The organism is Pseudarthrobacter sp. LT1, from assembly GCF_035621795.1.
Taxonomy (GTDB): domain Bacteria; phylum Actinomycetota; class Actinomycetes; order Actinomycetales; family Micrococcaceae; genus Arthrobacter.
In genome coordinates this window covers 3,253,726-3,277,861 of record NZ_CP141830.1, presented here as the reverse complement: position 1 = coordinate 3,277,861, position 24,136 = coordinate 3,253,726, and the positions used below count along the sequence as shown (strand labels likewise).

The 24,136-nt window shown below is 67.7% G+C and carries 22 protein-coding genes; 13 read left to right on the top strand and 9 right to left on the bottom strand.

Going from position 1 to position 24,136, the window contains the following annotated elements:
* The first annotated feature begins 64 nt into the window (after positions 1–64).
* A complete protein-coding gene (locus VIK36_RS15340) occupies positions 65–1,150 on the top strand; it encodes an inositol-3-phosphate synthase (RefSeq protein WP_141159814.1) in 1,086 nt (361 codons plus the stop codon).
* A gap of 83 nt (positions 1,151–1,233) precedes the next feature.
* Here VIK36_RS15340 and VIK36_RS15335 read toward each other — a convergent pair whose 3' ends face one another.
* The 4 genes from VIK36_RS15335 to VIK36_RS15320 form a co-directional block, all read right to left on the bottom strand.
* Positions 1,234–1,815: an endonuclease domain-containing protein gene (locus VIK36_RS15335; protein WP_324642588.1), complete on the bottom strand. Its 582-nt coding sequence runs from the start codon at positions 1,813–1,815 to the stop codon at positions 1,234–1,236.
* Between the two features lie 461 nt (positions 1,816–2,276).
* Positions 2,277–3,953, bottom strand: coding sequence for a formate--tetrahydrofolate ligase (locus VIK36_RS15330; protein WP_324642587.1), 1,677 nt, complete (start codon positions 3,951–3,953; stop codon positions 2,277–2,279).
* 117 nt (positions 3,954–4,070) lie between these two features.
* The gene (gene mshA / locus VIK36_RS15325; protein ID WP_159631413.1) at positions 4,071–5,336 is read right to left on the bottom strand and encodes a D-inositol-3-phosphate glycosyltransferase; all 1,266 of its coding nucleotides are present in this window, start codon (positions 5,334–5,336) and stop codon (positions 4,071–4,073) included.
* A 76-nt stretch (positions 5,337–5,412) separates the two neighbouring features.
* Entirely contained in the window at positions 5,413–6,825 is a 1,413-nt protein-coding gene (locus VIK36_RS15320) for a 6-phospho-beta-glucosidase (protein WP_324642586.1), read from the bottom strand.
* Positions 6,826–6,916: 91 nt separating this feature from the next.
* Between VIK36_RS15320 and VIK36_RS15315 the strand changes: the two genes are divergently transcribed.
* The 6 genes from VIK36_RS15315 to tsaD are packed head-to-tail and all read left to right on the top strand — an operon-like array spanning position 6,917 to position 12,155.
* On the top strand, positions 6,917–8,008 hold the full coding sequence (locus tag VIK36_RS15315) for a carbohydrate kinase family protein (RefSeq protein ID WP_255172795.1): 1,092 nt from the start codon (positions 6,917–6,919) through the stop codon (positions 8,006–8,008).
* A gap of 56 nt (positions 8,009–8,064) precedes the next feature.
* Positions 8,065–9,303 carry an alanine racemase gene (gene alr / locus VIK36_RS15310; RefSeq protein ID WP_324642585.1) on the top strand — a complete coding sequence of 413 codons (1,239 nt, stop codon included), beginning with the start codon at positions 8,065–8,067 and terminating at the stop codon, positions 9,301–9,303.
* Positions 9,300–9,887, top strand: a complete 588-nt coding sequence (gene tsaE, locus VIK36_RS15305; protein WP_324642584.1) for a tRNA (adenosine(37)-N6)-threonylcarbamoyltransferase complex ATPase subunit type 1 TsaE — start codon at positions 9,300–9,302, stop codon at positions 9,885–9,887. Before alr ends, tsaE begins: the two co-directional genes overlap by 4 nt.
* Positions 9,881–10,552: a tRNA (adenosine(37)-N6)-threonylcarbamoyltransferase complex dimerization subunit type 1 TsaB gene (tsaB, locus tag VIK36_RS15300; protein WP_324642583.1), complete on the top strand. Its 672-nt coding sequence runs from the start codon at positions 9,881–9,883 to the stop codon at positions 10,550–10,552. The genes tsaE and tsaB overlap by 7 nt, the downstream gene beginning before the upstream one ends.
* A gap of 44 nt (positions 10,553–10,596) precedes the next feature.
* Complete coding sequence (gene rimI, locus VIK36_RS15295) at positions 10,597–11,067, top strand: ribosomal protein S18-alanine N-acetyltransferase (protein WP_324645297.1); 471 nt, start codon at positions 10,597–10,599, stop codon at positions 11,065–11,067.
* Positions 11,064–12,155 carry a tRNA (adenosine(37)-N6)-threonylcarbamoyltransferase complex transferase subunit TsaD gene (tsaD, locus tag VIK36_RS15290; RefSeq protein ID WP_324642582.1) on the top strand — a complete coding sequence of 364 codons (1,092 nt, stop codon included), beginning with the start codon at positions 11,064–11,066 and terminating at the stop codon, positions 12,153–12,155. The genes rimI and tsaD overlap by 4 nt, the downstream gene beginning before the upstream one ends.
* 11 nt (positions 12,156–12,166) lie before the next feature.
* Here tsaD and VIK36_RS15285 read toward each other — a convergent pair whose 3' ends face one another.
* Entirely contained in the window at positions 12,167–12,844 is a 678-nt protein-coding gene (locus tag VIK36_RS15285) for a CPBP family intramembrane glutamic endopeptidase (RefSeq protein ID WP_324642581.1), read from the bottom strand.
* A gap of 172 nt (positions 12,845–13,016) precedes the next feature.
* Positions 13,017–14,168 carry a glutamate--cysteine ligase gene (locus VIK36_RS15280; protein WP_324642580.1) on the bottom strand — a complete coding sequence of 384 codons (1,152 nt, stop codon included), beginning with the start codon at positions 14,166–14,168 and terminating at the stop codon, positions 13,017–13,019.
* Positions 14,169–14,542: 374 nt separating this feature from the next.
* On the opposite strand from VIK36_RS15280, the gene VIK36_RS15275 reads away from it, so the two are divergent.
* Together VIK36_RS15275 and VIK36_RS15270 are read left to right on the top strand one after the other, a co-directional pair.
* Positions 14,543–15,991, top strand: a complete 1,449-nt coding sequence (locus VIK36_RS15275; protein ID WP_324645296.1) for a glycoside hydrolase family 3 N-terminal domain-containing protein — start codon at positions 14,543–14,545, stop codon at positions 15,989–15,991.
* Positions 15,992–16,034: 43 nt separating this feature from the next.
* A complete protein-coding gene (locus VIK36_RS15270) occupies positions 16,035–16,853 on the top strand; it encodes a shikimate 5-dehydrogenase (RefSeq protein WP_324642579.1) in 819 nt (272 codons plus the stop codon).
* 6 nt (positions 16,854–16,859) lie between these two features.
* Here the strand turns inward: VIK36_RS15270 and VIK36_RS15265 are convergent, their stop codons facing one another.
* On the bottom strand, positions 16,860–18,098 hold the full coding sequence (locus tag VIK36_RS15265; protein ID WP_324642578.1) for a class I SAM-dependent methyltransferase: 1,239 nt from the start codon (positions 18,096–18,098) through the stop codon (positions 16,860–16,862).
* A gap of 54 nt (positions 18,099–18,152) precedes the next feature.
* Between VIK36_RS15265 and VIK36_RS15260 the strand changes: the two genes are divergently transcribed.
* The 3 genes from VIK36_RS15260 to groL all read left to right on the top strand — a co-directional run bounded on the left by VIK36_RS15260 (position 18,153) and on the right by groL (position 20,772).
* Complete coding sequence (locus tag VIK36_RS15260; RefSeq protein WP_324642577.1) at positions 18,153–18,533, top strand: hypothetical protein; 381 nt, start codon at positions 18,153–18,155, stop codon at positions 18,531–18,533.
* 255 nt (positions 18,534–18,788) lie between these two features.
* Complete coding sequence (gene groES / locus VIK36_RS15255) at positions 18,789–19,082, top strand: co-chaperone GroES (protein WP_003805290.1); 294 nt, start codon at positions 18,789–18,791, stop codon at positions 19,080–19,082.
* A 79-nt stretch (positions 19,083–19,161) separates the two neighbouring features.
* On the top strand, positions 19,162–20,772 hold the full coding sequence (gene groL, locus VIK36_RS15250; protein ID WP_255172786.1) for a chaperonin GroEL: 1,611 nt from the start codon (positions 19,162–19,164) through the stop codon (positions 20,770–20,772).
* 144 nt (positions 20,773–20,916) lie between these two features.
* On the opposite strand, the gene VIK36_RS15245 is transcribed toward groL, so the two are convergent.
* On the bottom strand, positions 20,917–21,519 hold the full coding sequence (locus VIK36_RS15245; RefSeq protein WP_324645295.1) for a dihydrofolate reductase family protein: 603 nt from the start codon (positions 21,517–21,519) through the stop codon (positions 20,917–20,919).
* A gap of 70 nt (positions 21,520–21,589) precedes the next feature.
* Here VIK36_RS15245 and VIK36_RS15240 point away from each other — a divergent pair, with 70 nt between their 5' ends.
* A complete protein-coding gene (locus VIK36_RS15240; RefSeq protein ID WP_324642574.1) occupies positions 21,590–23,113 on the top strand; it encodes an ATP-dependent DNA ligase in 1,524 nt (507 codons plus the stop codon).
* 9 nt (positions 23,114–23,122) lie between these two features.
* On the opposite strand, the gene VIK36_RS15235 is transcribed toward VIK36_RS15240, so the two are convergent.
* Positions 23,123–24,091, bottom strand: coding sequence for a DUF389 domain-containing protein (locus VIK36_RS15235; protein ID WP_324642573.1), 969 nt, complete (start codon positions 24,089–24,091; stop codon positions 23,123–23,125).
* Positions 24,092–24,136: the final 45 nt, after the last annotated feature.

Sequence of the window (24,136 nt, the reverse complement as noted above, 5' to 3'; positions counted from 1 at the left end):
GCCGCCGTCGTCCATTCCTCGGAGGCCAACCAGGCCGGCTGACGTTTGTCCCCAAAGGAGTTCTGTGTCTTCACATCCCATTCGTGTTGCAATCGTTGGCGTGGGCAACTGCGCCGCCTCGCTGGTGCAGGGCGTCCACTACTACAAGGATGCCGACCCGGCAGAAACCATCCCGGGCCTGATGCACGTTGAGTTTGGCCAGTACCACGTGGGTGACGTCGAGTTCGTCGCCGCGTTCGATGTAGACGGCAAGAAGGTCGGCGTGGACCTGTCCGATGCCATCCTGGCCAGCGAAAACAACACCATCAAGATCGCCGATGTTCCGCCGACGGGTGTCACGGTCCAGCGCGGCCACACCCTGGACGGCCTGGGCAAGTACTACCTCGAGACCATCGAGCAGTCCACCGAAGAGCCCGTGGACGTGGTCCAGGCCCTGAAGGACGCCAAAGCTGACGTCCTGGTCTGCTACCTGCCCGTGGGTTCCCAGCAGGCTGCCGAGTTCTACGCCCAGGCTGCGATCGACGCCGGCGTAGCGTTCGTCAACGCCCTGCCCGTATTCATCGCCGGCACCAAGGAGTGGGCTGACAAGTTCACCGCCGCCGGTGTTCCGATCGTGGGCGACGACATCAAGAGCCAGATCGGTGCAACCATCACGCACCGCGTCATGGCCAAGCTGTTCGAAGACCGCGGCGTGACCCTGGACCGCACGTACCAGCTGAACGTCGGCGGCAACATGGACTTCAAGAACATGCTGGAGCGTGACCGGCTGGAGTCCAAAAAGATTTCCAAGACCCAGGCCGTGACCTCCAATGTGGAGGCCGAGCTGGCCGCCAAGGACGTACACATCGGCCCGTCCGATTACGTCCAGTGGCTTGATGACCGCAAGTGGGCCTTCGTCCGCCTGGAAGGCCGGAACTTCGGCGACGCCCCGGTGTCCCTGGAGTACAAGCTGGAGGTCTGGGATTCGCCGAACTCCGCAGGGGTGATCATCGATGCGATCCGTGCCGCCAAGATCGGCTTGGACCGCGGCATCGGCGGCCCGCTGCTCTCGGCTTCCAGCTACTTCATGAAGTCCCCGCCGGAGCAGTTCAACGACGACCTCGCCCGCGAGAAGGTCGAAGCCTTCATCCGCGGCGACCTGGAACGCTAAACCCCTTAAGGCCCTGGTTGCTCTATCAGTTTTGGTCCCTAAACCTTTTGGTTAGGGACCAAAACTGATAGAGCAACTGGTGTTTAAGGCTCCCGCAGTGCTGCGCGGATCTGCCTCACCGCCCAGCGGAAATCCCTGGCAAGATCGTCGGCATTGAATTTGAAGTACCGCCAGCCTGCAGAGTGAAAGACCGCATCCCGCCGATTGTCGCGTGACTGCTGCTCCCGGGTGAGGTGATGGCCGCCGTCGTACTGGATGCCGATCCTTTGCCGTCGGTAGCCGAGGTCCGCGGCCGGCGAGTGTGCATTATCGGCAAGTATCCGAACCTGAAGTTCAGGCTCCGGCAATCCGGCGTCAACGAGAGCAAGACGCAGAAAGGTTTCGGGTGCGGAATCCGCACCTGCGCGGATCAGTTCGACGGCGGCGCGGGCCTTCACAATGCCCTGCATCTTCGGGTGCCGCTTCAGCATCTCCCGCAGGTCTTGAATCGTTGCCCAAGGCTTGGTGCGAAGCTCGAGTCCGTCGTGCGGCTGCCGGACCAATTGGTCGCCGATTGCCACCGCATGTTCCATGGGAAGCAGGCGGCAAAGGTCCAGCCATGTCCGTGCGGGTGTCGAGATACGGATGCCCTGCCAATCCATAATCTCATCCTGATGGGCCAGCACGGTGTGCCCTACGACGCCGACCCGCCGGACCTGCGGCAGTGCCCGGGGTTTGCTGAGATGGAGGTCCCGGCAGTCCTGGAACCACGGCGGGAGCCAGAGCCCCAACAGTCTTGCGGCCGTTACGTGGGATATCCACGCTCCGGGAGTCGCCGCAGAGAGGGCCCGTGCCATTGCTGGAAGTTCGAACTCCCAGCCTGCCGGCAGATACAGGAGGCGTCCGGCCGAAGCCAGGTCGGAAGAACGTAATCGAGCCCGGGTGAGGCTGGCTGCCCGCGCCTCAGCGACTGTGAAGGGGATGGCTTCGAGGTGGGCCGGCAGGGGCGAAACAGGACGCATGGGGATCATTGTTTACCGGCAGCCGGTCATCTCGCAGAACTTATCCACACCTCTCGTTGCTCTATCAGATACGGTTCCCAAACCCGGGCTTTAGGGACCAGATCTGATAGAGCAACGAGTTGGGGCTAGGTGAGGCCGACCGGGTTGCCGTCCGCGTCCACGTCCATGCGCAGCGCAGCCGGGACGGCCGGGAGGCCAGGCATGGTCATGACAGCCCCGGTAAGGGCAACGATGAAGCCCGCACCGGTCTTGGGCAGCAGGTCGCGGACGTGGATGGTGAATCCTTTGGGGGCGCCCAGCCGTGAGGCATCGTCCGTGAACGAGTACTGGGTCTTGGCCATGCACACGGGCATCGAACCCCAGCCGTTCCGCTCAATGTCGGCAAGCCGCTTCAGCGCCGGCACGGAGAAGTCCACGCCGTCGGCTCCGTAGATCTCCTGGGCGATGGTGCGGATCTTGTCCTCCACGGACAGCTCCAGGGGATAAAGGTGGCGGAAACTGCTGGGCGCCTCCACCGCCTGCGCAACGAGGGCCGCGAGTTCGTCGCCACCGTCGCCCCCGCCGCCCCGGCCCCACACGTCGGCGACGGCGGCGCGCACGCCCTCGGCTGCGCACCACTTCAGCAGCCAGTCGAGTTCCTCCGGCGCATCGGAGGAGAACTTGTTGATGGCCACCACGGGGGTGACTCCGAACTTCTCCACGTTGTGCACGTGCCGGCGCAGGTTAACCACCCCGGCCTCCAGGGCAGCGACATCCGGGCGGGCCAACTGGTCCTTGGCCACCCCGCCCTGCATCTTCAGGGCGCGCACCGTTGCCACCACCACGACCGCGGACGGGGCCAGGCCGCCGTACCGCGCCTTGATGTCCATGAACTTTTCGGCGCCCAGGTCAGCCCCGAAGCCGGCTTCGGTGACCACGATGTCCGCCAGCCGCCGGGCGGTCTGCGTGGCAATGAGCGAATTGCAGCCGTGGGCGATATTGGCGAAGGGGCCGCCGTGGACCAGGGCGGGGGTGCCGGCGATGGTCTGCACCAGGTTGGGCTTGACCGCCTCCTTCAGGAGCAGCGTCAACGCCCCCTCCACGCCGAGGTCTGCCACGGTCACAGGTGCCCGGTCGTAGGTGTAGCCGAACGTGATCCGGCCCAGCCGTGAGCGGAGGTCCGCCAGGTCCGTGGCGAGGCAGAAGACAGCCATGATTTCGGAAGCCACGGTGATGTCGAACCCGTCCTGCCGCGGCACGCCCTGCGTCGGTCCGCCCAGTCCGATGACCACTTCCCGCAGGGAGCGGTCGTTCATGTCCAGGACGCGTTTGAACGTCATCCTGCGTGGATCGATGTTCAGCGAGTTGCCTTGGTAGATGTGGTTGTCCACCAGTGCCATCAGGGCGTTGTTGGCCGAAGTGATCGCATGGAAATCGCCGGTGAAGTGCAGGTTGATCTCGTCCATGGGCAGTACCTGCGAGTAGCCGCCGCCGGTGGCGCCCCCCTTCATGCCCAACACCGGCCCCAGGGACGGTTCCCGCAGCGCGATCATCACCTTGTGGCCGGCGCGGGCGAGTGAATCCGCCAGCCCCACAGTGGTGGTGGATTTGCCCTCGCCGGCCGGCGTGGGCGACATGGCCGAGACCAGCACCACCCTGCCGTGCGGCGCAGGGGCCGCAAGCCGGGCGGGATCGATTTTCGCCTTGTACCGCCCGTACTGTTCCAGAGCATCGGCATTGACCCCGGCCGCAGCCGCGATGTCCCCGATGGGGCGGATGCGGGCGGCGCGGGCTATTTCCAGATCAGAGGGGAGAGCAGACATCCTTGTCCTTTCCTGCGCAGTCTTTTCCTGCACCGGCCGGCGCCGGAGACCTGCCCCTAAGCTAACAGCACCCGGCTCCAACGGCACCCGATACCAGCAGCGGCCTGCGAAGAACCGTCAGGAAGCCGGAACCACCGGGGCCAGGCGGCGGCCCACAAAGTTGTCGACGGCGGCATGATAGCTTTCCAGCGTTATGGCGGCAGTGCGCTGCCATCCTGAGTTCTGGGCGCGGATGGCGGCGGCGCGGCCCAGGTCCTCGCGGGTGGCGGGGTCGTCGTACAGGGATTCCAGGGCATCGGCCCAGTCCGCAGCATGGTGGCCGTCCACCAGGAGCCCGGTCCGGCCGTGGAAGATGGCGCGGGAGAGCCCGCCAACCCGGGTGGCCACCACGGGCGTCCCGCAGGCCTGGGCCTCGAGTGCCACGAGCCCGAAGGATTCACTGAAGGAAGGCATCACCACAACGTCGGCCGCACGGAACCAGGACGCCAGCTCAGGTGCCTTCACCGGCGGAAGCTGCGTGACGACGTCGTCCATTCCTGCTTCCGCCACCAGGCAGCGGAGGTTGAATTCCTTGTTGCCGCTCAACGCACCGAGGATGGTGACGCGCAGGTCAATGTCCGGGCGGCGTTTCCGCAGCAGCGCCGCGGCTTTGACCAGGACCTGGGGGCCCTTCAGGCGCTGGATGCGACCGGCGAACACCAGGTGGAACGTGTCGGGGCTGACGCCGTGCTCCGCCCTGGACCTTGCCCGGAACGCGGGGGTGAACGTGGCCAGGTCCACGCCGGGTGGCGCGATGTCGATGCGGTCGTAGGTGGCGCCGTAGTGGGACACAAGTTCGGCGGCCTCGGAGCTGGTGTTGGCAATAAGCCTGGCCGCGCCGTCGACGATGCGGTGCTCGCCCAGTTCGCGGCGCCGGGGCTCCGGCTGCTCACCGGACTCCAGCAACAGGTTCTTGACCTTGGCCATGGTGTGCATGGTGTGGACCAACGGGACGCCCCACAGCTCGGACAGTTCCAGCCCGGCTATCCCGGACACCCAGTAGTGGGAATGGATGACGTCGTACCGGCCGTGCGGCTGGCGGCGGCGGATCTGCTCGATTTCCGCGACCATGGCGTGCAGCAGTCCGGGAAGTTCCTCTTTGGGGATCTTCCTGGGCGGGCCGGCCAGGACGTTGTGCACGCACACGCCGGGGTCGGGATGCTCGACGGCGGGCTGGTCGGCTGAGGTGGCCCGCGTGAAGATCTCCACTTCCACGCCTGCCTCGGCCAGTGCCGAGGCCAGCTCGCGGATGTAGACGTTCATTCCGCCGGCATCACCGGAGCCGGGCTGTTCCATGGGGGAGGTGTGGAGGGAAAGCAAAGCGACCCTGCGGATCAGTGCCACGGGACCTCCTTCCGGCCGCCGGCGCGTGTCAGGGGAGCCGGCTCAGTGCGCATCCGATAAAACATTACTCCTTCCCCTAACGCCCACCGCCCTCCCACATCTTCCCCAAGGCCGGAAACGCCCGCTCATAACCGGCCATCAGCTTCGCGGCCAGGTCCGCCGAATCCACGAGCGGGTGCCGGGCGAAGGCCTCGACGGCGGCATCCCGGTTGCCGGTGCCCGCGGCCAGGACAACGAGCCGTTCCACCTCCTTGACCTGCCGGAGCAGGCCCAGCTGTGGTTCCGGCGGTTCCTGCTGGGGCAGCGGCACGGCTCCGGCCGGGGTGACGGTGCAGGGGACTTCGACGACGGCGTCCGACGGCAGGCCGGGAATGGCGGGTTGGAGCAGGTCACGGTTGCCGGGGCGTGGCGGGGGTGCCGACGGGGCCTGCAGAGCGTTGACAGTGTTGAGGATCAGTTGGGTATCGCCCCGGCCAGCCAGTGCTTGCATCGCCGCCAGCGCCACCCGTTCGTAGCCACCGCCGGCCAGGTCCTCCTCGTTCCGGCGCTCGCCGTCGTGCCGGGCCTCGGCCAGGTACCCCTCTTCGCGGGAGCGCCGCGCCGCCTCCCACAGCCGGTATGCTTCAGGGCCCGCGGCGGCCAGCCGCGGATACAGCTCCTGCTGCTGGTTGTGGATGGTCTGCCCGCGGGTGCGTGCCATGGCCTGCATTGCCTGCCGGGCCGAATCGCGCTGGTAGTAGTAATACAGGTATTCGTTGGGCAGCATGCTGAGTCCGGCAAGGAACGGTTGCGGGAAGAGCCGGCCTTCCTCGAACGACTGGAGCGCCCCGGCGTCAGCAAGCAGGCCGGGCAGTACGTCCCGTCCGCCGGACTCCAGCCGGTACAGCCAGCCCAGGTGGTTCAACCCGTAGTAGCCCACGCCGTCGAGCCGTCCCTCCGGCAACGGGACACCCGCAGCCCGTGCCGCCCGGTGCACCAGCCCTCCCGCGGAGTCGCAGATCCCGATGACCCGGTTCCCCAGGACAGGGCGCAAGGCCTCGGTGACTATTCCGGCCGGATTGGTGAAGTTGACCAGCCATGCGTCCGGGCAGTGCTCGCGCATCAGCAGGGCAAGGCCCACCATGTGCCGGATGGTCCGCAAAGCGTAGGAAATCCCGCCGGCCCCGGTGGTTTCCTGGCCCAGCAGCCCGAGGTCCTGTGCCACCTTCTCATCGGCCACACGACCCGCGGTGCCGCCGGGCCGGATCGCGGCGAAGACCATGGAGGTGCCGGAGAGGGCAGCGGAAAGATCTGTGGTGGCATGCACCGGAAGGTGTGCACCCTGGCCTGCCGGCATGCTGCGCAGCACGGCGGTGACGGCATCCAGGCGGGCGGGATCGACGTCGTACAGCACCAGCTCCGTGACCCGGCCGGAAAAGGGCCCGGACACCAACGCCCGGTAGATGAGCGGCACCCTGAAACCCCCGCCGCCGGCAATCAGAAGCCGCATGGATGCAGTCTAGGACCAGCCTCCGACACCGTGTCCATACCGTGTCCAAGGCCCCTACCGGAGCACTGCCGCGCGGCGTATCCTGCGCACTATGGACGCGATGCCAGCCCGCCCCTTCGATCCTCTGGCTGCCGTCCGCCCGCCGGGGGAACCCGGATTCGATCTCCTGCTGGCCGGGACCGTTTTCCAGGACATCATCTTTACCGGCCTCCCGCACGGGCCCGAACCAGGTACGGAAATCTGGAGTGACGGCATGGGCAGCTGTCCCGGAGGGGTGGCCAACCAGGCCATCGCCGCCGCGCGGCTGGGCCTGCGCACCGGCCTGGCAGCGGCTTTCGGGGACGACGGATACGGCGACTTCAACTGGAAGATCCTCTCCGGCCAGGAACATGTGGACCTCAGCCTCTCCCGCCGCGTCCCGGGCTGGCACTCGCCGGTGACGGTGTCCCTCTGCGTGGACGGCGACCGTTCCCTGGTAACCCACGGACACTCGGCGCCGGTGACAAACTCCGAGCTGATTGGAGACCCGCCCCAGGCGCGCGCCGGCATCGCCGAGGTGGGCCTTGAGGTTGAGCCGTGGGCCCGGGCAGCCCATGCCGCCGGGGTGAGGCTGTTCGGGGACGTGGGGTGGGATCCCAGCGGCGAGTGGGCGCCCGTGCGGCTCGACAACCTGCAGTACTTTTACGCCTTCCTGCCCAACCAGCGGGAGGCCATGGCGTTCACCGGCAAGGACAATCCGTGGAGTGCGCTCTATGCTCTGGCGGACCGCGTACCGGTGGCTGTGGTGACCCTGGGAGCGCAGGGGGCCATGGCCGTTGACTCGGAAACCGGGGAGGAGGAGTGGGTCCCGTCGCTTCCGGTCAAGGCGCACGACCCCACGGGGGCCGGTGACTGCTTCGACGCAGCGTTCATCGTGGGCACCCTGGCCGGTTGGCCGCTGGGGGACAGGCTGCGGTTTGCCAATCTGTGCGCCTCCCTGGCCGTGCAGGAGGTTGGCGGATCCCTGGCCGCCCCTGGCTGGGGGGACATCGCTGACTGGTGGAAGCGAGCCAACGCCCGCCCCGAACGGCAGATGAGCCAATGGCTGCGGCGCTTCGGATTCCTCGCGGACATCATCGAGGATGTGCCGCTGGCGGCCCAGCGCCGGGCGGCGGCCACCATCGCGCACCTGTCGGACGCCTGAGGAGCGCCGGACGCCCCGATTATTCGGCGCGAAGTGCCCGCACTAGAATCAGTTAGGTGACCTACCCCGCAACAACCGGTGAATTCAGCGCTGCCTCCGGGCCGGACCCCCGCCATGAGCGGTCCGCCGTGATCGACCTGGAGGCCATCCGGCACAACGTCCGCCGGCTTGCCGCCGCTGCTTCCCCCGCGAAAGTCATGGCCGTGGTCAAGGCCGATGCGTACGGGCACGGCGCGGTCCCCGTGGCCCGTGCAGCCCTGCAGGCCGGCGCGTCCTGGCTGGGGGTCGCGCACATTTCCGAGGCCCTCGCGCTCCGCGCCGCCGGCATCGACGCGCCCCTCCTCGCCTGGCTGCACACCACCGACAGCAACTTCGGCGCCGCCGTGGCTGCCGGCGTCGACATCGGCTGCTCGGGCTGGGAGCTGGAACGTATCGTTGCCGCCGCCCGCGAACAGGAACGTCCCGCACGGGTGCACCTCAAGGTGGACACCGGGCTGGGCCGCAACGGCGCAACGCCCGAGGCATGGGACCGCCTGGTGGGGGAGGCCGTGGAGTACCAGGACCAGGGGCTGCTGCGCGTGGTGGGCATCTTCTCGCACCTGGCCGTGGCTGATGAGCCGGAGCGGCCCGAGACGGACCAGCAGGTGGCCGCATTCCGGGAGGCCCTGGCCATTGCCGAGGACGCGGGCGTGGATCCTGAGGTCCGGCACCTTGCCAACACCCCCGCCACCCTTTCCCGGCCGGACACGCACTTCGACATGGTCCGTGTGGGCCTGGGGATCTACGGGCTTTCGCCGTTCGACGGGCAGACGTCCGCGGAGTTGGGCCTCCGCCCCGCCATGACGCTGCGCACCCTGGTGTCGCAGTGCAAAGAGGTGCCCGAGGGGCAGGGCGTCTCCTACGGGCTGCATTACCGCACCAGGACGGCGAGCACCCTGGCGCTGATTCCGCTGGGCTATGCCGACGGCGTCCCGCGCGTTGCCACCGGCGGCCCCGTCCGCGTGGCCGGGAAAACCTATCCCGTAGTGGGGCGGATCGCCATGGACCAGATGGTCATCGACCTGGGTCCGGAGGCATCGGGTGCCGCGTTGCAGGGCGCGGAGGCGGAGCTGTTCGGTAACGGGGCCGACGGCGGGCCCACGGTTGACGAGTGGGCACGCGCCGCCGGGACCATCAACTACGAGGTGGTGACCAGGATCAGTCCCCGTGTTCCCCGCCGCTTTATCAACGAAGACGAGCGCGCGGAAGCCGGCCACACCCTGGCGGGCGTCCCCGGCAAGGCGGGAGCGGCATGAGCACGCCCGAAGAACTGCCCGCCAACTGGGAAAAGACCTTCACGGCGACGACGGCGGAACAGACGCACGCTTTCGGCGCACGCCTGGCGGAGGTACTGCAGGCCGGGGACCTGCTGGTGCTGTCCGGCGAGCTGGGTGCCGGGAAAACCACCTTTACCCAGGGCCTGGGCGAAGGCTTGGGTGTCCGCCCGGGCATCATCTCTCCGACGTTCGTCTTGGTCCGGATCCATCCCAACCTGCCGGACGGCCCGCGTCCGGGTGGTCCGGACCTGGTGCACGTGGACGCCTACCGGCTGGGCTCGGCGGCGGAGATTGATGACATCGACCTCGAAAACACCATGGATTCATCGGTGACGGTGGTGGAGTGGGGACAGGAGCGCGTGGAGCACCTGAGTGACAGCCGGCTGGAGATCGACCTGCACCGTGCGATCGGCCTGGGCAGCGCCGCGGCGGGCACCTCCGCAAGCCTGGACTTCGACGCCGAGGACACCGATGAGCCCCGCACCATCGTGATGCGCGGGTATGGGCCGCGGTGGGCCGCCGTTCCCGAACTGGCCGGACCCGACGGGGGAGCGGCATGCTGATCCTCGCTATTGACACGTCGGCGGTGGCCAGCGCTGCGCTGGTCACCGATGATGCCCCGGAAAGCGTGCTGGCCAGCTTCGCCACGGAGGACACCCGCAGCCACGCTGAGGTGCTTGCGCCCGGAATCCACGCCATGCTGGCATCAGCGGGCGTGACCGGGCAGGACGTGGACGCCCTGGTGGTGGGTGTTGGTCCGGGCCCCTTCACCGGGCTGCGCTCCGGCATTGCCACCGCCCGCACCCTGGCCTTCGTGTGGGGCAAGCCGCTGCATGGCCTGGTGAGCCTGGACGCGATGGCCCTGGAAGTTGCGGAGTCCACCGGCGCCGTATCCGAGTTCCTGGTGGTGACGGACGCCCGCCGCAAAGAGGTCTACTGGGCCCGGTACAGCCTGGATGACGGCCAGCTGCCCGTGCTGGAGGACGGCCCCCACGTCGGGTTCGCGTCTGACCTCCCTGCCCTGCCTGCGTTCGGCGCCGGCGCGGGACTCTACGCCAGCGTGCTCCAGGCCCACCCGGATTTCGCCGCGGAGCAGCCGGACGCCCTGTACCTTGGCCAGTTCGCCCTGGCACGGCTGGCGGCAGGACACACCCTGCTGGACTCCACCCCCCTGTACCTGCGGGAATCCGACGCGCAGGTCCCCGGACCACGGAAGCGGGCATTGTGAGCAGCACTCCGGACCCACGCGCGGCGGACGTCACCGTCCGGGACATGACGATGGATGATGTGCCTGCCGTCGGTGCACTGGAACACAGGCTCTTTCCCATTGATGCGTGGCCCGTGCAGATGTTCCTGGATGAGCTCTCCCAGCCGGAGACCCGCCGCTACCTGGTGGCGGAGACCAGCGGCGGCATCGTGGGCTACGCCGGCCTGATGTGCATCGAACCCATCGCGGACGTCCAGACCATCGCCGTCGTCCCCGACTACGAAGGCCGCGGCATCGGCAGCACGCTGCTCACGCAGCTGATTGACGAGGCCCGGCACCGCGGCGCCGCCGACGTCCTGCTCGAGGTCCGCGCCGACAACCCCCGGGCACAACAGCTCTATCTGCGGTTCGGCTTCGAACAGATCCACGTCCGCCCGCGCTATTACCGGGACGGCGTGGATGCCCTCATCATGCGGCTCCAGCTGCCCGTGGCACACCCTGAAGGACACGAAGCAACGGAGGCAGGCCAGGCATGAACCGTACGCAGCCCCTGGTACTGGGCATCGAATCATCCTGCGACGAAACCGGCGTCGGCCTGGTCCGCGGCACCACCCTCCTGACCAACACGGTCTCTTCCTCCATGGACGAGCACGTCCGCTTCGGTGGAGTCATCCCCGAGATCGCTTCCCGCGCCCACCTCGACGCCTTTGTTCCCACCCTGGAACAGGCCCTCGCGGACGCCGGCGTCACCCTGGACCAGGTGGACGCGATCGCCGTGACCTCCGGGCCCGGGCTTGCCGGCGCGCTGATGGTAGGTGTGTGTGCTGCCAAGGCGCTTGCCGTGGCCACCGGAAAGCCGCTGTACGCCATCAACCACCTGGTGGCGCATGTGGGCGTGGGGCTCCTGGACGACCGCGCCACGGGCCGCAGGCAGGAGCTGCCGGAGAACCTGGGCGCCCTGCTGGTCTCGGGCGGCCACACCGAAATCCTGCGCATCAACAGCATCACCAGCGATGTGGAGCTCCTGGGCTCCACCATTGACGACGCCGCGGGCGAGGCCTACGACAAAGTGGCCCGCATCCTGGGACTTGGCTACCCCGGCGGACCGGCCATCGACAAGATTGCCCGTACCGGCAACCCCAAGGCAATCCGCTTCCCCCGAGGCCTGACCCAGCCCAAGTACATGGGCACGGCCGATGAACCCGGCCCCCACCGGTACGACTGGTCCTTCAGCGGCCTGAAGACGGCCGTGGCCCGGTGCGTGGAGCAGTTCGAGGCCCGTGGCGAAGAGATTCCGGTGGCCGACATTGCCGCAGCGTTCCAGGAGGCTGTGGTGGATGTGATCTCCTCCAAGGCGGTCCTGGCCTGCCGCGAGCAGGGCATCAAGGATGTCCTGCTGGGCGGCGGCGTGGCGGCAAACTCCCGCCTTCGTGAACTGACCGGGCAACGCTGCGCCTCCGCCGGCATCCGGCTGCACGTTCCCCCGCTGGACCTGTGCACGGACAACGGCGCCATGGTGGCCGCGCTTGGCGCCCAGCTGGTGATGGCCGGTGCCGAACCCAGCGGCATCGAATTCGCCCCGGACTCCTCGATGCCCGTCACCTCGGTGTCGCTTCCGGCCTGACCTCGGGCAACTCAGGCGGTGAGAGTGGCGATGACGAGCAACGCCAGGTCATGCAGCCCGTGGGCGGTTCCGGTGGAGAACGTTGAGCAATGCCGGATCCTTAGGCGGGCCATGCCCCACAGCACGCCGAAGAGCATGGTCATCAGCACCTGGAGCACGTCCTGTCCGCCAGGGTAGTGCCACACCCCGAAGAGCACCGAAGACAGCAGGACAGCGGCCGCATCGGAGTGCATGTTTCGGCGCATTGCGCCCAGAACGTAGCCCCGCCAGATGAGCTCCTCCCCAAAGCCCACCAGCAGGAAACTGCGGAAGGCCGCGTACAGGAAGAACAGCAGCCCGGCCTCCCCTTCGCCGAACATACGGAAGCCCAGGGCTGCCGCAGCGACGGTTAGGGCCAGTGTGGCGGCCAAGAGCGCCAGGGCGGTGAGAAACTGCCGCACGGCATGCCGCGTCGAGAACCCGACGGCGGTGGCCAGGGAGATGCCCTCAAACCGGGCCGCCAAGGCTACGGCACCAAAGAAGACTGCGAACGGCGCCAGATTCGCGGCGATTTGTACGGGCAGTTCTGCGTTGCCGGTGACACGACCCACAACGGGCCAGAGTGCCGCCACCGCGAACAGGACCAGCAGCACGGCAAAAAGTGGCAGGACCCGGCGGGGATGCTTAACCTCGGGACGAGCGGTCGACATTCGGCCTTCCTTCCCGCCGAAATTCACACGACTACGGGACAAGGATCACCCCGCGCTGCAGGTCTTGGCAGGGTCCTAAGTCCTTCGTCAATCCCTGCGATGCTCCATCAGATATGGCTCCTAAACCGCCGGTTTAGGAGCCATATCTGATGGAGCAAGTAAGGGGGGCGGGTCAGGCAGTGGGGCCGTTGCGCATCTGCTTGACCAGGTCCAGCACCACAGCCTGAAGGTTTCCGCCGTTCTCGGCAGCCACCCGGCGCTGGCGTTGGTAGCCCGCACCGCGGCGGATGATCTTCTCGACGTCGGCCAGCTCGTCGGGGCACCCCAGCTTGGCCGCCACCGGTTCAAGCCGGTTCAGGGTCTCCAGCAGGTGGTCGGTGACCAGCTGCTCCTTGCCCGCGGCGTCGAGGATGATGATGGCGTCCAGGCCGTACCGGGCAGCGCGCCACTTGTTCTCCTGGACGTGCCACGGCGGCATGGTGGGGATGGTTCCGCCGTTGTCCAGGGTGGTGGAGAACTCATCCACCAGGCACTGGGTGAGCGCCGCGATGGCCCCGACTTCCTCCAGGGTGGCCAGGCCGTCACAGATCCGCATCTCGATGGTGCCCAGGGCGGGCACCGGCCGGATGTCCCACCGGATTTCCGAGATGGTGTCGATGACGCCCGTGGTGAACATGTCCTGGACGTAGGACTCGTATTCCTCCCAGGACTTGAACTGGAAGGGCAGCCCCGCGGTGGGAAGCTGCTGGAACATCAAGGCCCGCTGCGAGGCATACCCGGTGTCCTCACCGCCCCAGAACGGGCTGGACGCGGAGAGCGCCTGGAAGTGCGGGAAGTAGTTGACCAGGCCGTCCAGGACGGGGAGCGCTTTGTCCCGGCGGTCCAGCCCCACGTGGACATGGACGCCGTAGATGACCATCTGCCGGCCCCACCACTGGGTCCGGTCAATGAGCTTGGCGTAGCGTGCCTTGTCCGTCACCGGCTGCAGCTGCGGAGGGCTGAACGGGTGGCTGCCGGCGCAAAACAGCTCCACGCCCATGGGATCGGTGATTTCACGGACGGCCGCGACGGACCGGCTGAGGTCCTCCTTGGCCTCGGCTGCGGTTTCGCAGATGCCCGTGACCAGTTCCACCGTATTCAGCAGCAGTTCCTGCTTGATGTGCGGATGTTCGTCGTCTTCGTTGAGTTCGGGGTGGCGCGACGCCACCCCGCGGAGCACTTGGTTGGCCACGGAAGCGAGTTCGCCCGTCTTCCCGTCCACCAGGGCAAGCTCCCACTCAACACCGAGGGTGGATTGCCTCGATGACGCGAAGTCGATCTTCACACGTTTCCTTACTGTCCGGTTTGCCGCTGGCTGATGCCGCTCACAGGCTGCAGCCGGCAGGCGAACGGGTGGTTCAAGTCTAGTGCAGGGGTAGCATCGTACTGATGGCACCGTTCCCCCTGCGTCACAGTCCTGCCAAATCCTTCCCTCTCCTCCTGGCCTTGTCCGTAATGGCGCTGGCCTCCTGTTCAGCCGCCCCAAGCACCGCACCGCCCTCATCCTCCGCCCCGCCCGCCGGGGCGTCCCCCACCGCATCAGCAAGTACGACGCCGGCACCTCCTGCGGCTTCCCCGTCGCCTGATCCGGGTTCCCGGCCTTTGGGATGGGGCCCGGAGCAGCGGGACCAGGACGCCGCCGTTGCGGCCGTTGCGGCGATGTCGCCTGAGCAGAAAGCCGGGCAGGTCCTGCTCCCGTTCTTCAAGGGCAACCAGGTGGAAGCCCACGCGGCGCTTATCCAGCGCCTGCACCTGGCCGGATCGATCATCATGGGCGACAATGTGCCGCGCGACCCACAGGGAAAAGTGGACATGGCCGCCATGGCCGCCGTAAACCAGCGGCTGCAGCAGGCGGTTGCCGCCGACGGACGGCGCTGGCCGGGGATCATGAGCGTGGACCAGGAAGGCGGCTCGGTGGCACGCCTGGGGCCGCCCCTCACCGAGTGGCCCGCTCCCATGAGCTACGGGGCCGCCGGCAACCTGGACCTGACGCGCACGGCCGGCAAGGGCCTGGCAAGTGAGCTGGTGCCACTGGGCTTCGACCTCGACTTCGCCCCGGACACGGATGTGACCGTCGGTCCTACAGACCCCACCATCGGGGCGCGTTCCATGTCCGGCGACCCTGCCGCGGCGGCGGCCCAGGGCACCGCCTTCTCCCAAGGCATGCTGGACGCCGGCGTGCTCCCCACCGTCAAGCACTTTCCCGGGCACGGCTCGGTGACGGCGGATTCCCACCTCAGCCTCCCCGTCCAGCCGGCAGGCATCGACGTGCTCCGGGGCCGGGACTGGAAACCCTTCGAAGCTGCCGTCGCCGCGGGCCTCCCTATTGTCATGACCGGGCACATTGCCGTACCCGCGCTGGAACCCGGCGTGCCGGCGTCGCTCTCGGCGCCGAGCTACGCGGCGCTCAGGGGCCTGGGCTTCAAGGGCGTGGCCGTAACCGACGCCCTCAACATGGGTGCCGTTGACAAGCAGTACCCGTCCGGCGCGGCTGCAGTGAAGGCACTGGCCGCCGGTGCCGACCTGCTGCTGATGCCTTCGGACGTGGAGCAGGCGCACGCCGCCATCGTCCAGGCCCTGGCGGCCGGCACACTTCCCGCCGCACGCCTGGATGAGGCAGCGCAGCGCGTGGCCACCATGATGATCTGGCATGCCCGGACCACCCCGCCTGCCGGAACAGCGGGCGCAGGTGCACCGGCCGGAAGCGGGGCAGCCCTGTCCGCCCAGGTCTCGGCGTCGGCCGTCACCGTTGTATCCGGTCCCTGCAGCGGACCCCTGGTGCCCGGTTCCGTGCGGGTGGCCGGCGGGGGACCGGGGGACCGGGAGCGCTTCGAAGCCGCCGCAGCGCGCGCCGGGCTCACCGTAGGATCAGGGCCACTGGTCAACCTCATCGGCTTTGGTGGAAAACCGGCCGGTGGGGACATCGCCGTGTCCCTCGACGCTCCGTGGCCGCTCCAAGGGTCCAGTGCGCCGGTGAAGGTGGCACTTTATGGCCGGACCGACGCCGCCTTCGACGCGCTGGCCGCGGTGCTGGTAGGGAAGGCGCCCGCCCCGGGAAAGCTGCCCGCCGCCGTCGGGCCTTTCCCCGCGGGAACCGGCTGCCCCTAAGTCCCTGGACGCCCACGCCGGCGGGAACGCGTTTAATGGTCTGGTGCCCATTCTGAATAAAGACATGACCCTCTGCATCTCGCTCTCGGCCCGTCCCAGCAACAACGGGACCCGGTTCCACAACCACCTTTACGGACAGCTGGACCTGAACTGGATCTACAAGGCCTTCGCGCCCACCAACCTCGAACAGGCCATCGCCGGCGTCCGCGGGCTGGGCATCCGTGGCTGCGCCATCTCCATGCCGTACAAGGAAGACGTCATCGCCCTGGTGGACGAGATGGACCCTTCCGCGAAGGCCATCGACTCGGTGAACACCATCGTGAACACGGACGGGCACCTCAAGGCGTACAACACCGACTACACCGCGATCGAGCAACTCCTCGCCACCAATGCAGTCCCCACGGACTATTCGGTGCTGGTGCAGGGCGCCGGCGGCATGGCCAAGGCCACGGTTGCCGCCCTCCGGGACGCCGGATTCACGGACGTCACCGTCCTGGCCCGGAACGAGGCCGCGGGGCGCGCGCTCGCGGACCAGTACGGCTTCCAATGGCGTGCAGCGATCGACGGCGGGACGGCTGACCTGATCATCAACGTCACCCCGCTGGGGATGGCCGGCGGGACGGAAGCGGACACCGTGGCTTTCCCGGCGGAGGCCATCGAGGCGGCCCGCCTGGTTTTCGACGTGGTGGCGCTGCCCGCCGAGACGCCGCTGATCCGCGCCGCCCGTGCGGCCGGCAAGCCGGTGATCACGGGGGCCGAGGTGGCCACCATCCAGGCACTGGAGCAGTTTGTCCTGTACACAGGCGTCCGGCCCACCCCTGACCAGGTGCGGGCCGCCGAGGAGTTCATGCGCGCCCAGTAGGTGCAGCTAGGCGGGTTCCACCACGATGGCCACCCGGTCCTCACCGATGCGCGTCAGGACCAGGGTGGCCGTTTTGCCGCCCTTCCTGGCGTTCTTCCCGCCGGGCAGCAGCTGCTTCCGGAGCTCTTCCGGGGTGACCGCGGTGCCGCGCTTCTTGATGTCCAGCACGGTGATGCCCTCCTGCTTCACCCAGGCCTTGAGCGCCTTCACGTTGTAGGGCATGACCTGCAGGACCTTGTAGGCCCGGGCGAACGGGGTGGCCAGGAGTTCGGGAGCGCAGATGTAGGCGATGTGTTCGTCCACCAGGTGTCCGCCGAGCTGCAGTGCCACGTCTGCCACCAGTCCGGCGCGGATCACGGCGCCGTCGGGTTCGTACAGGTATCCCCCCACCGGGCCCACCGGCGCTGACGGGCCGGCGCCGAAGTCCTCGGCACTGGTCAGCTCCGCCGGAGACTGCGGCCCCAGGACCAGGGCAGCGCGGCGGACCCCGGGCCTGCGCACGGCGTTGAACCACAGGGTCACCTCCGTGACGTCCCCGGCCACCGATATCCACTGCGCCTCACAGCCCGCAGGCACGGATTCGTGCGGCATGCCCGGGCCCATCTTCACTCCCACGGCCTTGCCCTGGGCAGCCAGTGATTCCACAAAGGACAACGGCGGGGAGAATGCCTCAGGGTCCCAGATCCGCTTGGTGCCGGAGGTGGAGGTGACCCGCCGGGCGGGGTCCAGCCAGACGCCGTCCATCCCGTCCAGCGGAACCGATTCCGCATCGGCGTGCACCACCGTGGCGTTGGGGAACGGGATGAGGTTCACCGTGGCGCACGCCGCGGTGGTCTCGTCCATTTCGACGGCCGTGACGTTGATGTCCAGGGAGGCCAGCGCCAGGGAATCGGCGCCGAGGCCGCACCCCAGGTCCGCCACGCGGCTGATCCCCGCGGCAGCGAACCGCTGAGCGTGGTGGGCGGCGACGTTGAGGCGCGTGGCCTGCTCCAGGCCCGCCTGGGTGAACAGCATCTGCCGGGCGAACTCCCCGAATTTCCCCTCTGCCTTGGTGCGGAGCCGTGACTGCGTCAGGACGGCGGACACGAGCGCGGGCGGGTGTCCGGCTTTCCGGAGCGCGGAGTTCAGCTCGAACGAGTCCTCGTCCCGGTAGGGGCCCAGGGACGCCAGCAACTCCCAGCCTTCGGGGGTCAGCAATGGTGCGATCTGGTCCTGTGCAATCTGGTCCTGGGGAGCGTGAGCCATGGGTTCCAGCCTAGTGGAGGAGCGCGTGGCCGGGATGCGGATAGTGTTGAATCCATGGATGAAAGCGCAGCCCCCCGCGAGACCGGCGACCACGAGTCCGGGGACCGCCATCCGGCCAGGTTCGCCCGTCCTGTGCTGATCGCGGCCGCCGTCGTGGCCGTGGTCTCCATCGCGTTGCTGGTGATCATCTTCCTGCTGGATACGTTCAACGCCACCGTCTACTCCGTGGGCGGCAACGACGTCCAGGACAACACCCAGGAGGCCCGGGACATCCGCGGGCTGTACGACGGCGCGCGGGCTGGGAGCATCTTCTTCCTCGTTGCCGCGCTGCTCGCCGCAGCGGTGTCCGGCTGGGTGCTCTTCCGGGGACGGAAGCAGGGCGGCGCCGACACGGAGGGCGGCGAGGACGTGGACTTCGACGACCTGGGCCGGTAGCGACAGAGCGTCCTTTCGCGTCCCCGGCCACCCGCCGTCGTCCACTCCAGGCTGTACGCCCATGACGAAACGTTGGCACTCACCTTGACCGAGTGCTAACCCTTACATAGAGTCTTCATTAGCACTCTCCCTAGGAGGGTGCTAACACATGAAGAGCTGCCAGCCAGGCTGCTGCCGGCACCGCGACGACGGTTTGCCAGCTACGGCGGAAAGCTTTCCAGTCCACGAATTTGCTGACGAAAAGGAGAGGTCCGAGTGTCGGTCTCTATTAAGCCTCTTGAGGATCGTATTGTTGTCCGCCCGCTCGAAGCCGAGCAGACCACGGCTTCCGGCCTGGTCATCCCGGACTCCGCACAGGAGAAGCCGCAGGAAGGCGAAGTTGTCGCAGTAGGCCCCGGCCGCTTCGAAGATGGCAACCGCGTTCCCGTTGACGTAGCAGTTGGCGACGTCGTCATCTACTCCAAGTACGGCGGAACCGAAGTCAAGACCGGCGGCACCGAGTACCTCGTGCTGTCCGCCCGCGACGTCCTGGCAATCGTCGTCAAGTAATTCTTCCGGATCCCCGTGCTGCCGGCCATGCTCACGCTGGCCGGCAGTGCGGGGTTTCTGTCTTTGAAAGGACAAAACCATGGCAAAGCAGCTTGCGTTTAACGACGCTGCTCGCCGGTCCCTTGAGGCCGGCATCGATAAGCTCGCGAACACCGTCAAGGTGACGCTCGGCCCCCGCGGCCGCAACGTCGTCCTGGACAAGAAGTGGGGTGCCCCCACCATCACGAACGACGGCGTCACCATCGCCCGCGAAGTGGAACTGGACGATCCCTACGAGAACCTTGGCGCCCAGCTGGCCAAGGAAGTAGCCACCAAGACCAACGACGTTGCCGGCGACGGCACCACCACCGCCACGGTCCTGGCACAGGCCCTGGTCAAGGAAGGCCTGCGCAACGTTGCAGCCGGCGCTGCCCCCGGCCAGATCAAGCGTGGCATCGAGGTCGCGGTTGAGGCCGTGGCTGCCCGCCTGCTGGAAAACGCCCGCCCGGTCGAGGGCACCCAGGTGGCCAACGTTGCCGCGATTTCGGCGCAGAGCGACGAAATCGGCGAGCTGCTCGCCGAGGCCTTCGGCAAGGTGGGCAAGGATGGCGTCATCACCATCGAAGAGTCCTCCACCACCCAGACCGAACTGGTCCTCACCGAGGGCATGCAGTTCGACAAGGGCTACCTGTCCCCGTACTTCGTCACCGACGCGGAGCGCCAGGAAGCAGTCCTCGAGGACGCGCTCATCCTGATCAACCAGGGCAAGATCTCCTCGATCCAGGAATTCCTGCCGCTGCTCGAGAAGGCGCTGCAGAGCTCCAAGCCGCTGTTCATCATCGCCGAGGACGTTGAGGGCGAGGCCCTGTCCACGCTGATCGTCAACCGCATCCGCGGCACCCTGAACGTCGTAGCCGTCAAGGCTCCCGGCTTCGGCGACCGCCGCAAGGCCATGCTGCAGGACATCGCCACCCTCACCGGTGCGCAGGTTGTCTCCCCGGAACTGGGCCTCAGCCTGGACTCCGTGGGCCTGGAGGTGCTGGGTACCGCCCGCCGCATCACCGTCACCAAGGACAACACCACCATCGTGGACGGCGCCGGTTCTGCCGAGGACGTCGCTGCACGCGTTGCGCAGCTGCGCGCCGAGCTGACCCGCACCGATTCCGACTGGGACCGCGAAAAGCTCCAGGAACGCCTGGCCAAGCTTGCCGGCGGCATCGGAGTCATCAAGGTCGGCGCTGCCACCGAGGTTGAGCTCAAGGAAAAGAAGCACCGCATCGAGGACGCTGTGTCCTCCACCCGCGCTGCCCTCGAAGAAGGCATCGTTGCCGGCGGCGGCTCCGCCCTGATCCACGCCCTCAAGGCACTGGACGAGGACGCTTCCGTCAAGGCCCTCGAAGGCGACGCCGCCGCTGCTGTGGGCATCGTCCGCCGCGCACTGGTGCAGCCGCTGCGCTGGATCGCCCAGAACGCTGGTTTCGACGGCTACGTCGTCACCTCCAAGGTTGCAGACCTCGAGACCAACAACGGGTTCAACGCCAAGTCCGGCGAGTACGAGGACCTGATCGGCGCCGGCGTCATCGACCCCGTCAAGGTCACCCGTGCAGCCCTCCGTAACGCGGCCTCCATCGCCGCCCTGGTTCTCACCACCGAGACCCTGGTCGTGGAGAAGCCGGCCGAAGAGGACGAGCACGCAGGCCACAGCCACTAACGCTGCGCCCTGGCGGCTTACCGCTGAAAAGGCTGGTCCGGCATCTGCCGGGCCAGCCTTTTGCGTTGTTGTCTGGGACGGTGGGTGGGCCCACGCCGCCAGGGTTCCCTGGCCGGGCGAAGCGAGGTTAGGGGGCGGTGGGGACTAGGTGGCCGCCATCTCCTGCGTCTCCACTTCTCCCGCGCGCTCGTACACCAGCGACACCGCCCCCTTCGGGAAACTGCGGGCCGACTCGGCCAGCGTGAAGGTGGAGGGCACCGTTCCGGCGTCGAACAGACGCTTTCCCTGGCCCAGGACCAGCGGGTACAGCCAGAGGTGGAGCCGGTCCAGCACTCCTGCCGCCATGAGGGACCGGATCAGGACCCCGCTGCCGAACATGTGCAGCTGCCCGAACCCGTCCCGGAGGCCGCCCGCGGCCGCGGCATCCGGCAGGACAGTGGTGCCGGCCCAGTCCGGGTCCGCCAGCGTGCCGGAGACAACGAACTTGGGCACTCGGTTGAGAGCATCGGCAATGTCACCGGACTGGTGCGGCCAGTAGGACGCAAAGATTTCATAGGTCTTCCGGCCGAGGAGGAGGGCATCCATCCGGCTGATCTCGTCCGCTATCGACGCGCCGGCCTCGTCGTCGGACACCGGCGCCTGCCAGCCGCCGAACGCGAATTCGCCTTCGGGGTCTTCTTCACGGCCGCCCGGCGCCTGGTAAACGCCGTCGAGGGTGATGAACAGGTTCGCCACGATGATCCCCACGCGCACATTGTGGACCCGCACCGGTGCTGTGTCCAGTGTCCCTGTCCGGTGCCCGTGGCAGGATGGTGCCATGCTGCTCCTTGAGCTCGTGGACACCACGAAAACCGTCGCATCGACCCGGTCCCGGCTCGCGAAAGTGGATGCTTTGGCCCACCTCCTGCGCCGGCTGGAACCCGCGGAGATCCCGACGGCGGTGGGTTTGCTCAGTGCCAAGCCCCGTCAGGGCCGGGTTGGCGTCGGTTGGAGCGCCGTGGCGGCGGCCAAGGAAGAACCCGCCGCGGAGCCAAGCCTCACCGTGGCGGATCTTGATGCCGCACTGGACCGGCTCCTGGCAACAGCGGGTAGCGGGTCGGGTGCGGGGCGGACGTCCATCCTCAGGACGCTGATGGGAGCGGCCACCGCGTCGGAGCAGTCATTCATCGCCGGCGTGCTGCTCGGGGAACTGCGCACCGGCGCCCTGGAAGGAGTGCTGACCGATGCCATTGCCCGCGCCGCAGACAGGTCCGTCGAGGCGGTACGGCGTGCGGCAATGCTTTCCGGGGACCTCGGCGGGACCGCCCTCCTGGCGCTCACCGGCACCCTGGATGAGCTCGACGCCGTCGGCCTGGTGGTGGGCCGTCCGGTGCAGCCCATGCTCGCCGCCACCGCGGGCAGTGCCGGGGCAGCCCTCGAAGCCACGGGGGAGGCCTCGGTGGAATACAAGCTCGACGGCGCCCGCATCCAGGTGCATCGCTCCGGCAACGACGTGCGCATCTACACCCGGAACCTCGCGGAGGTCACGCACCGGCTGCCCGAGGTGGTTGATCTGGTCCGCGGGCTGCCCGTGCAGGACGTGATCCTCGACGGCGAAACACTCGCCCTGGATGAGGACGGCGCCCCGCGGCCCTTCCAGGAAACGATGTCCCGCTTCGGCGCTGATGCAGTCCGGGAAACGCTGCTCCATCCCTGGTTTTTCGATGTGCTGCACATCGACGGACGTGACCTGCTGGACGAACCGCTGTCCACCCGCATCGACGTCCTGGAACGCGTTGCACCCGCGCACCGGATTCCCGGGGAGGTCACGGCTGATCCGGCCGTTGCCGAACGGGTGTCGCGGGATGCACTCGCCGCGGGCCACGAGGGCGTGGTGGTGAAGGCGATCGAATCGACCTACGCCGCCGGGAGGCGTGGATCCAACTGGGTGAAGGTGAAACCGGTCCACACCTATGACCTGGTGGTGCTCGCCTGCGAATGGGGCTCCGGACGCCGCACGGGAATGCTCTCCAACCTGCACCTGGGTGCCCTTGACCCCACCGGGGAGTTCGGCGAACCCGGCGGCTACGTGATGGTCGGCAAGACCTTTAAGGGACTCACCGATGAACTGCTGCGCTGGCAGACGGAGCGGTTCCAGGAGCTTGAGGTGCGGCGCACGGCAGGCACTGTTTGGGTTGAACCGGTCACCGTCGTCGAAATAGCCATCGACGGCGTGCAGCAGTCGCCTCGCTACCCGGGCGGGATCGCCTTGAGGTTCGCGCGCGTCAAACGCTACCGGGACGACAAGGCCCCGGCGGAAGCGGACACCATCCAAACCCTGCGCGCCCTGCTGCGTTCCTAGGGCAAGCGGTCAGCGACCCGTCCCGGTCCGCTGGCGCTTCAGGCTGCGCGCCACCCCATCGGGCAGGCGCCGTGCGACCACCCGGTAAAAGAGCAGCACCGCGAGGGCGGCCACCACGATGCCCACGAGGTTGAGCAGCAGTTGGAGGGCGGAACCGGCGGCCTTCTGGTATTCGCCCAGCACCAAAGCTACCGCCACGTACCCGGCGGCCGGCACCGTTGTCACGGAGATGAACACGCCGATCAGTGCTGCGGACCGGCGGCCGATGATGGAAAGCATTCCGGCGATTCCGGCCAGGATGGCAACGATCAACGAATACGGCCCAGGATGGTAGATGAACTCGACGGCGGATCCCTTGTCCAGGGCATCGCGCGGGAAGAGGCCAAGCGGGATCGAGAGCCACGCCGTCAGCGCCGCCAGCAGCATTGCAACCGGGAAGCCCACGGCCAGGGCGACCGCAGCCCGGCGGCCGAGCCTCCACTTCCGGGTGGCGATCGAAACCGCGAGCGCGGCCAGCGGTCCGAACTCGGGGCCAACTGCCATGGCGCCCACGATCGCAATGGGGGAGTCGGTCACAATGCCGATTCCGGCGAGCTGGGTCGCCAGCACCAGGAAGGCAAGGAAGTTCCAGGTCAACCGGGAGTCCTCGCCCGTTTGACGGGTGACATCCTCCCAGATCACGGCGTCCGCGCCCTCGCCCGGGGCGGCGCGCTCGGCCCGGTCAGCGTTCCGGGACAGGACGAATTCCGGTGTGGCCATGGCGATGGAACCCAGGTCCCGGACCTTGAGGATCTCCAGCTTTTCGAGAAGTTCCTCCACTGATTCCCGGGCGATCAGGACTTCAATGACATCGCCCTCCGGCACCACGGAGGCGCCCCGGACCACAGCGACTTCTGCCGTTCCGCGCTGGTCGCAGCAGGTCTGCCGGGTCACGTCGGACAGCTCCCCGGGCACACAAATCCGCAGCTGGACAACCACGCCCGCTCCCTTCCACGACTGGGGCCAGCATAGTCTGAACCGGCG

What these genes read in the sequence shown, in the direction of transcription:
- VIK36_RS15320 (WP_324642586.1), bottom strand. Translation starts at nt 6,825, where the DNA reads ATGCGGCTTCTGATTGCCGGCGGCGGGGGTTTCAGGGTGCCGCTCATC.
- groL (WP_255172786.1), top strand. Translation starts at nt 19,162, where the DNA reads ATGGCAAAGCAGCTTGCGTTTAACGACGCTGCTCGCCGGTCCCTTGAG.
- VIK36_RS15260 (WP_324642577.1), top strand. Translation starts at nt 18,153, where the DNA reads ATGGATGAAAGCGCAGCCCCCCGCGAGACCGGCGACCACGAGTCCGGG.
- tsaE (WP_324642584.1), top strand. Translation starts at nt 9,300, where the DNA reads ATGAGCACGCCCGAAGAACTGCCCGCCAACTGGGAAAAGACCTTCACG.
- VIK36_RS15240 (WP_324642574.1), top strand. Translation starts at nt 21,590, where the DNA reads ATGCTGCTCCTTGAGCTCGTGGACACCACGAAAACCGTCGCATCGACC.
- tsaB (WP_324642583.1), top strand. Translation starts at nt 9,881, where the DNA reads ATGCTGATCCTCGCTATTGACACGTCGGCGGTGGCCAGCGCTGCGCTG.
- tsaD (WP_324642582.1), top strand. Translation starts at nt 11,064, where the DNA reads ATGAACCGTACGCAGCCCCTGGTACTGGGCATCGAATCATCCTGCGAC.
- VIK36_RS15285 (WP_324642581.1), bottom strand. Translation starts at nt 12,844, where the DNA reads ATGTCGACCGCTCGTCCCGAGGTTAAGCATCCCCGCCGGGTCCTGCCA.
- rimI (WP_324645297.1), top strand. Translation starts at nt 10,597, where the DNA reads ATGACGATGGATGATGTGCCTGCCGTCGGTGCACTGGAACACAGGCTC.
- VIK36_RS15330 (WP_324642587.1), bottom strand. Translation starts at nt 3,953, where the DNA reads ATGTCTGCTCTCCCCTCTGATCTGGAAATAGCCCGCGCCGCCCGCATC.
- VIK36_RS15275 (WP_324645296.1), top strand. Translation starts at nt 14,543, where the DNA reads ATGTCGCCTGAGCAGAAAGCCGGGCAGGTCCTGCTCCCGTTCTTCAAG.
- VIK36_RS15265 (WP_324642578.1), bottom strand. Translation starts at nt 18,098, where the DNA reads ATGGCTCACGCTCCCCAGGACCAGATTGCACAGGACCAGATCGCACCA.
- VIK36_RS15315 (WP_255172795.1), top strand. Translation starts at nt 6,917, where the DNA reads ATGGACGCGATGCCAGCCCGCCCCTTCGATCCTCTGGCTGCCGTCCGC.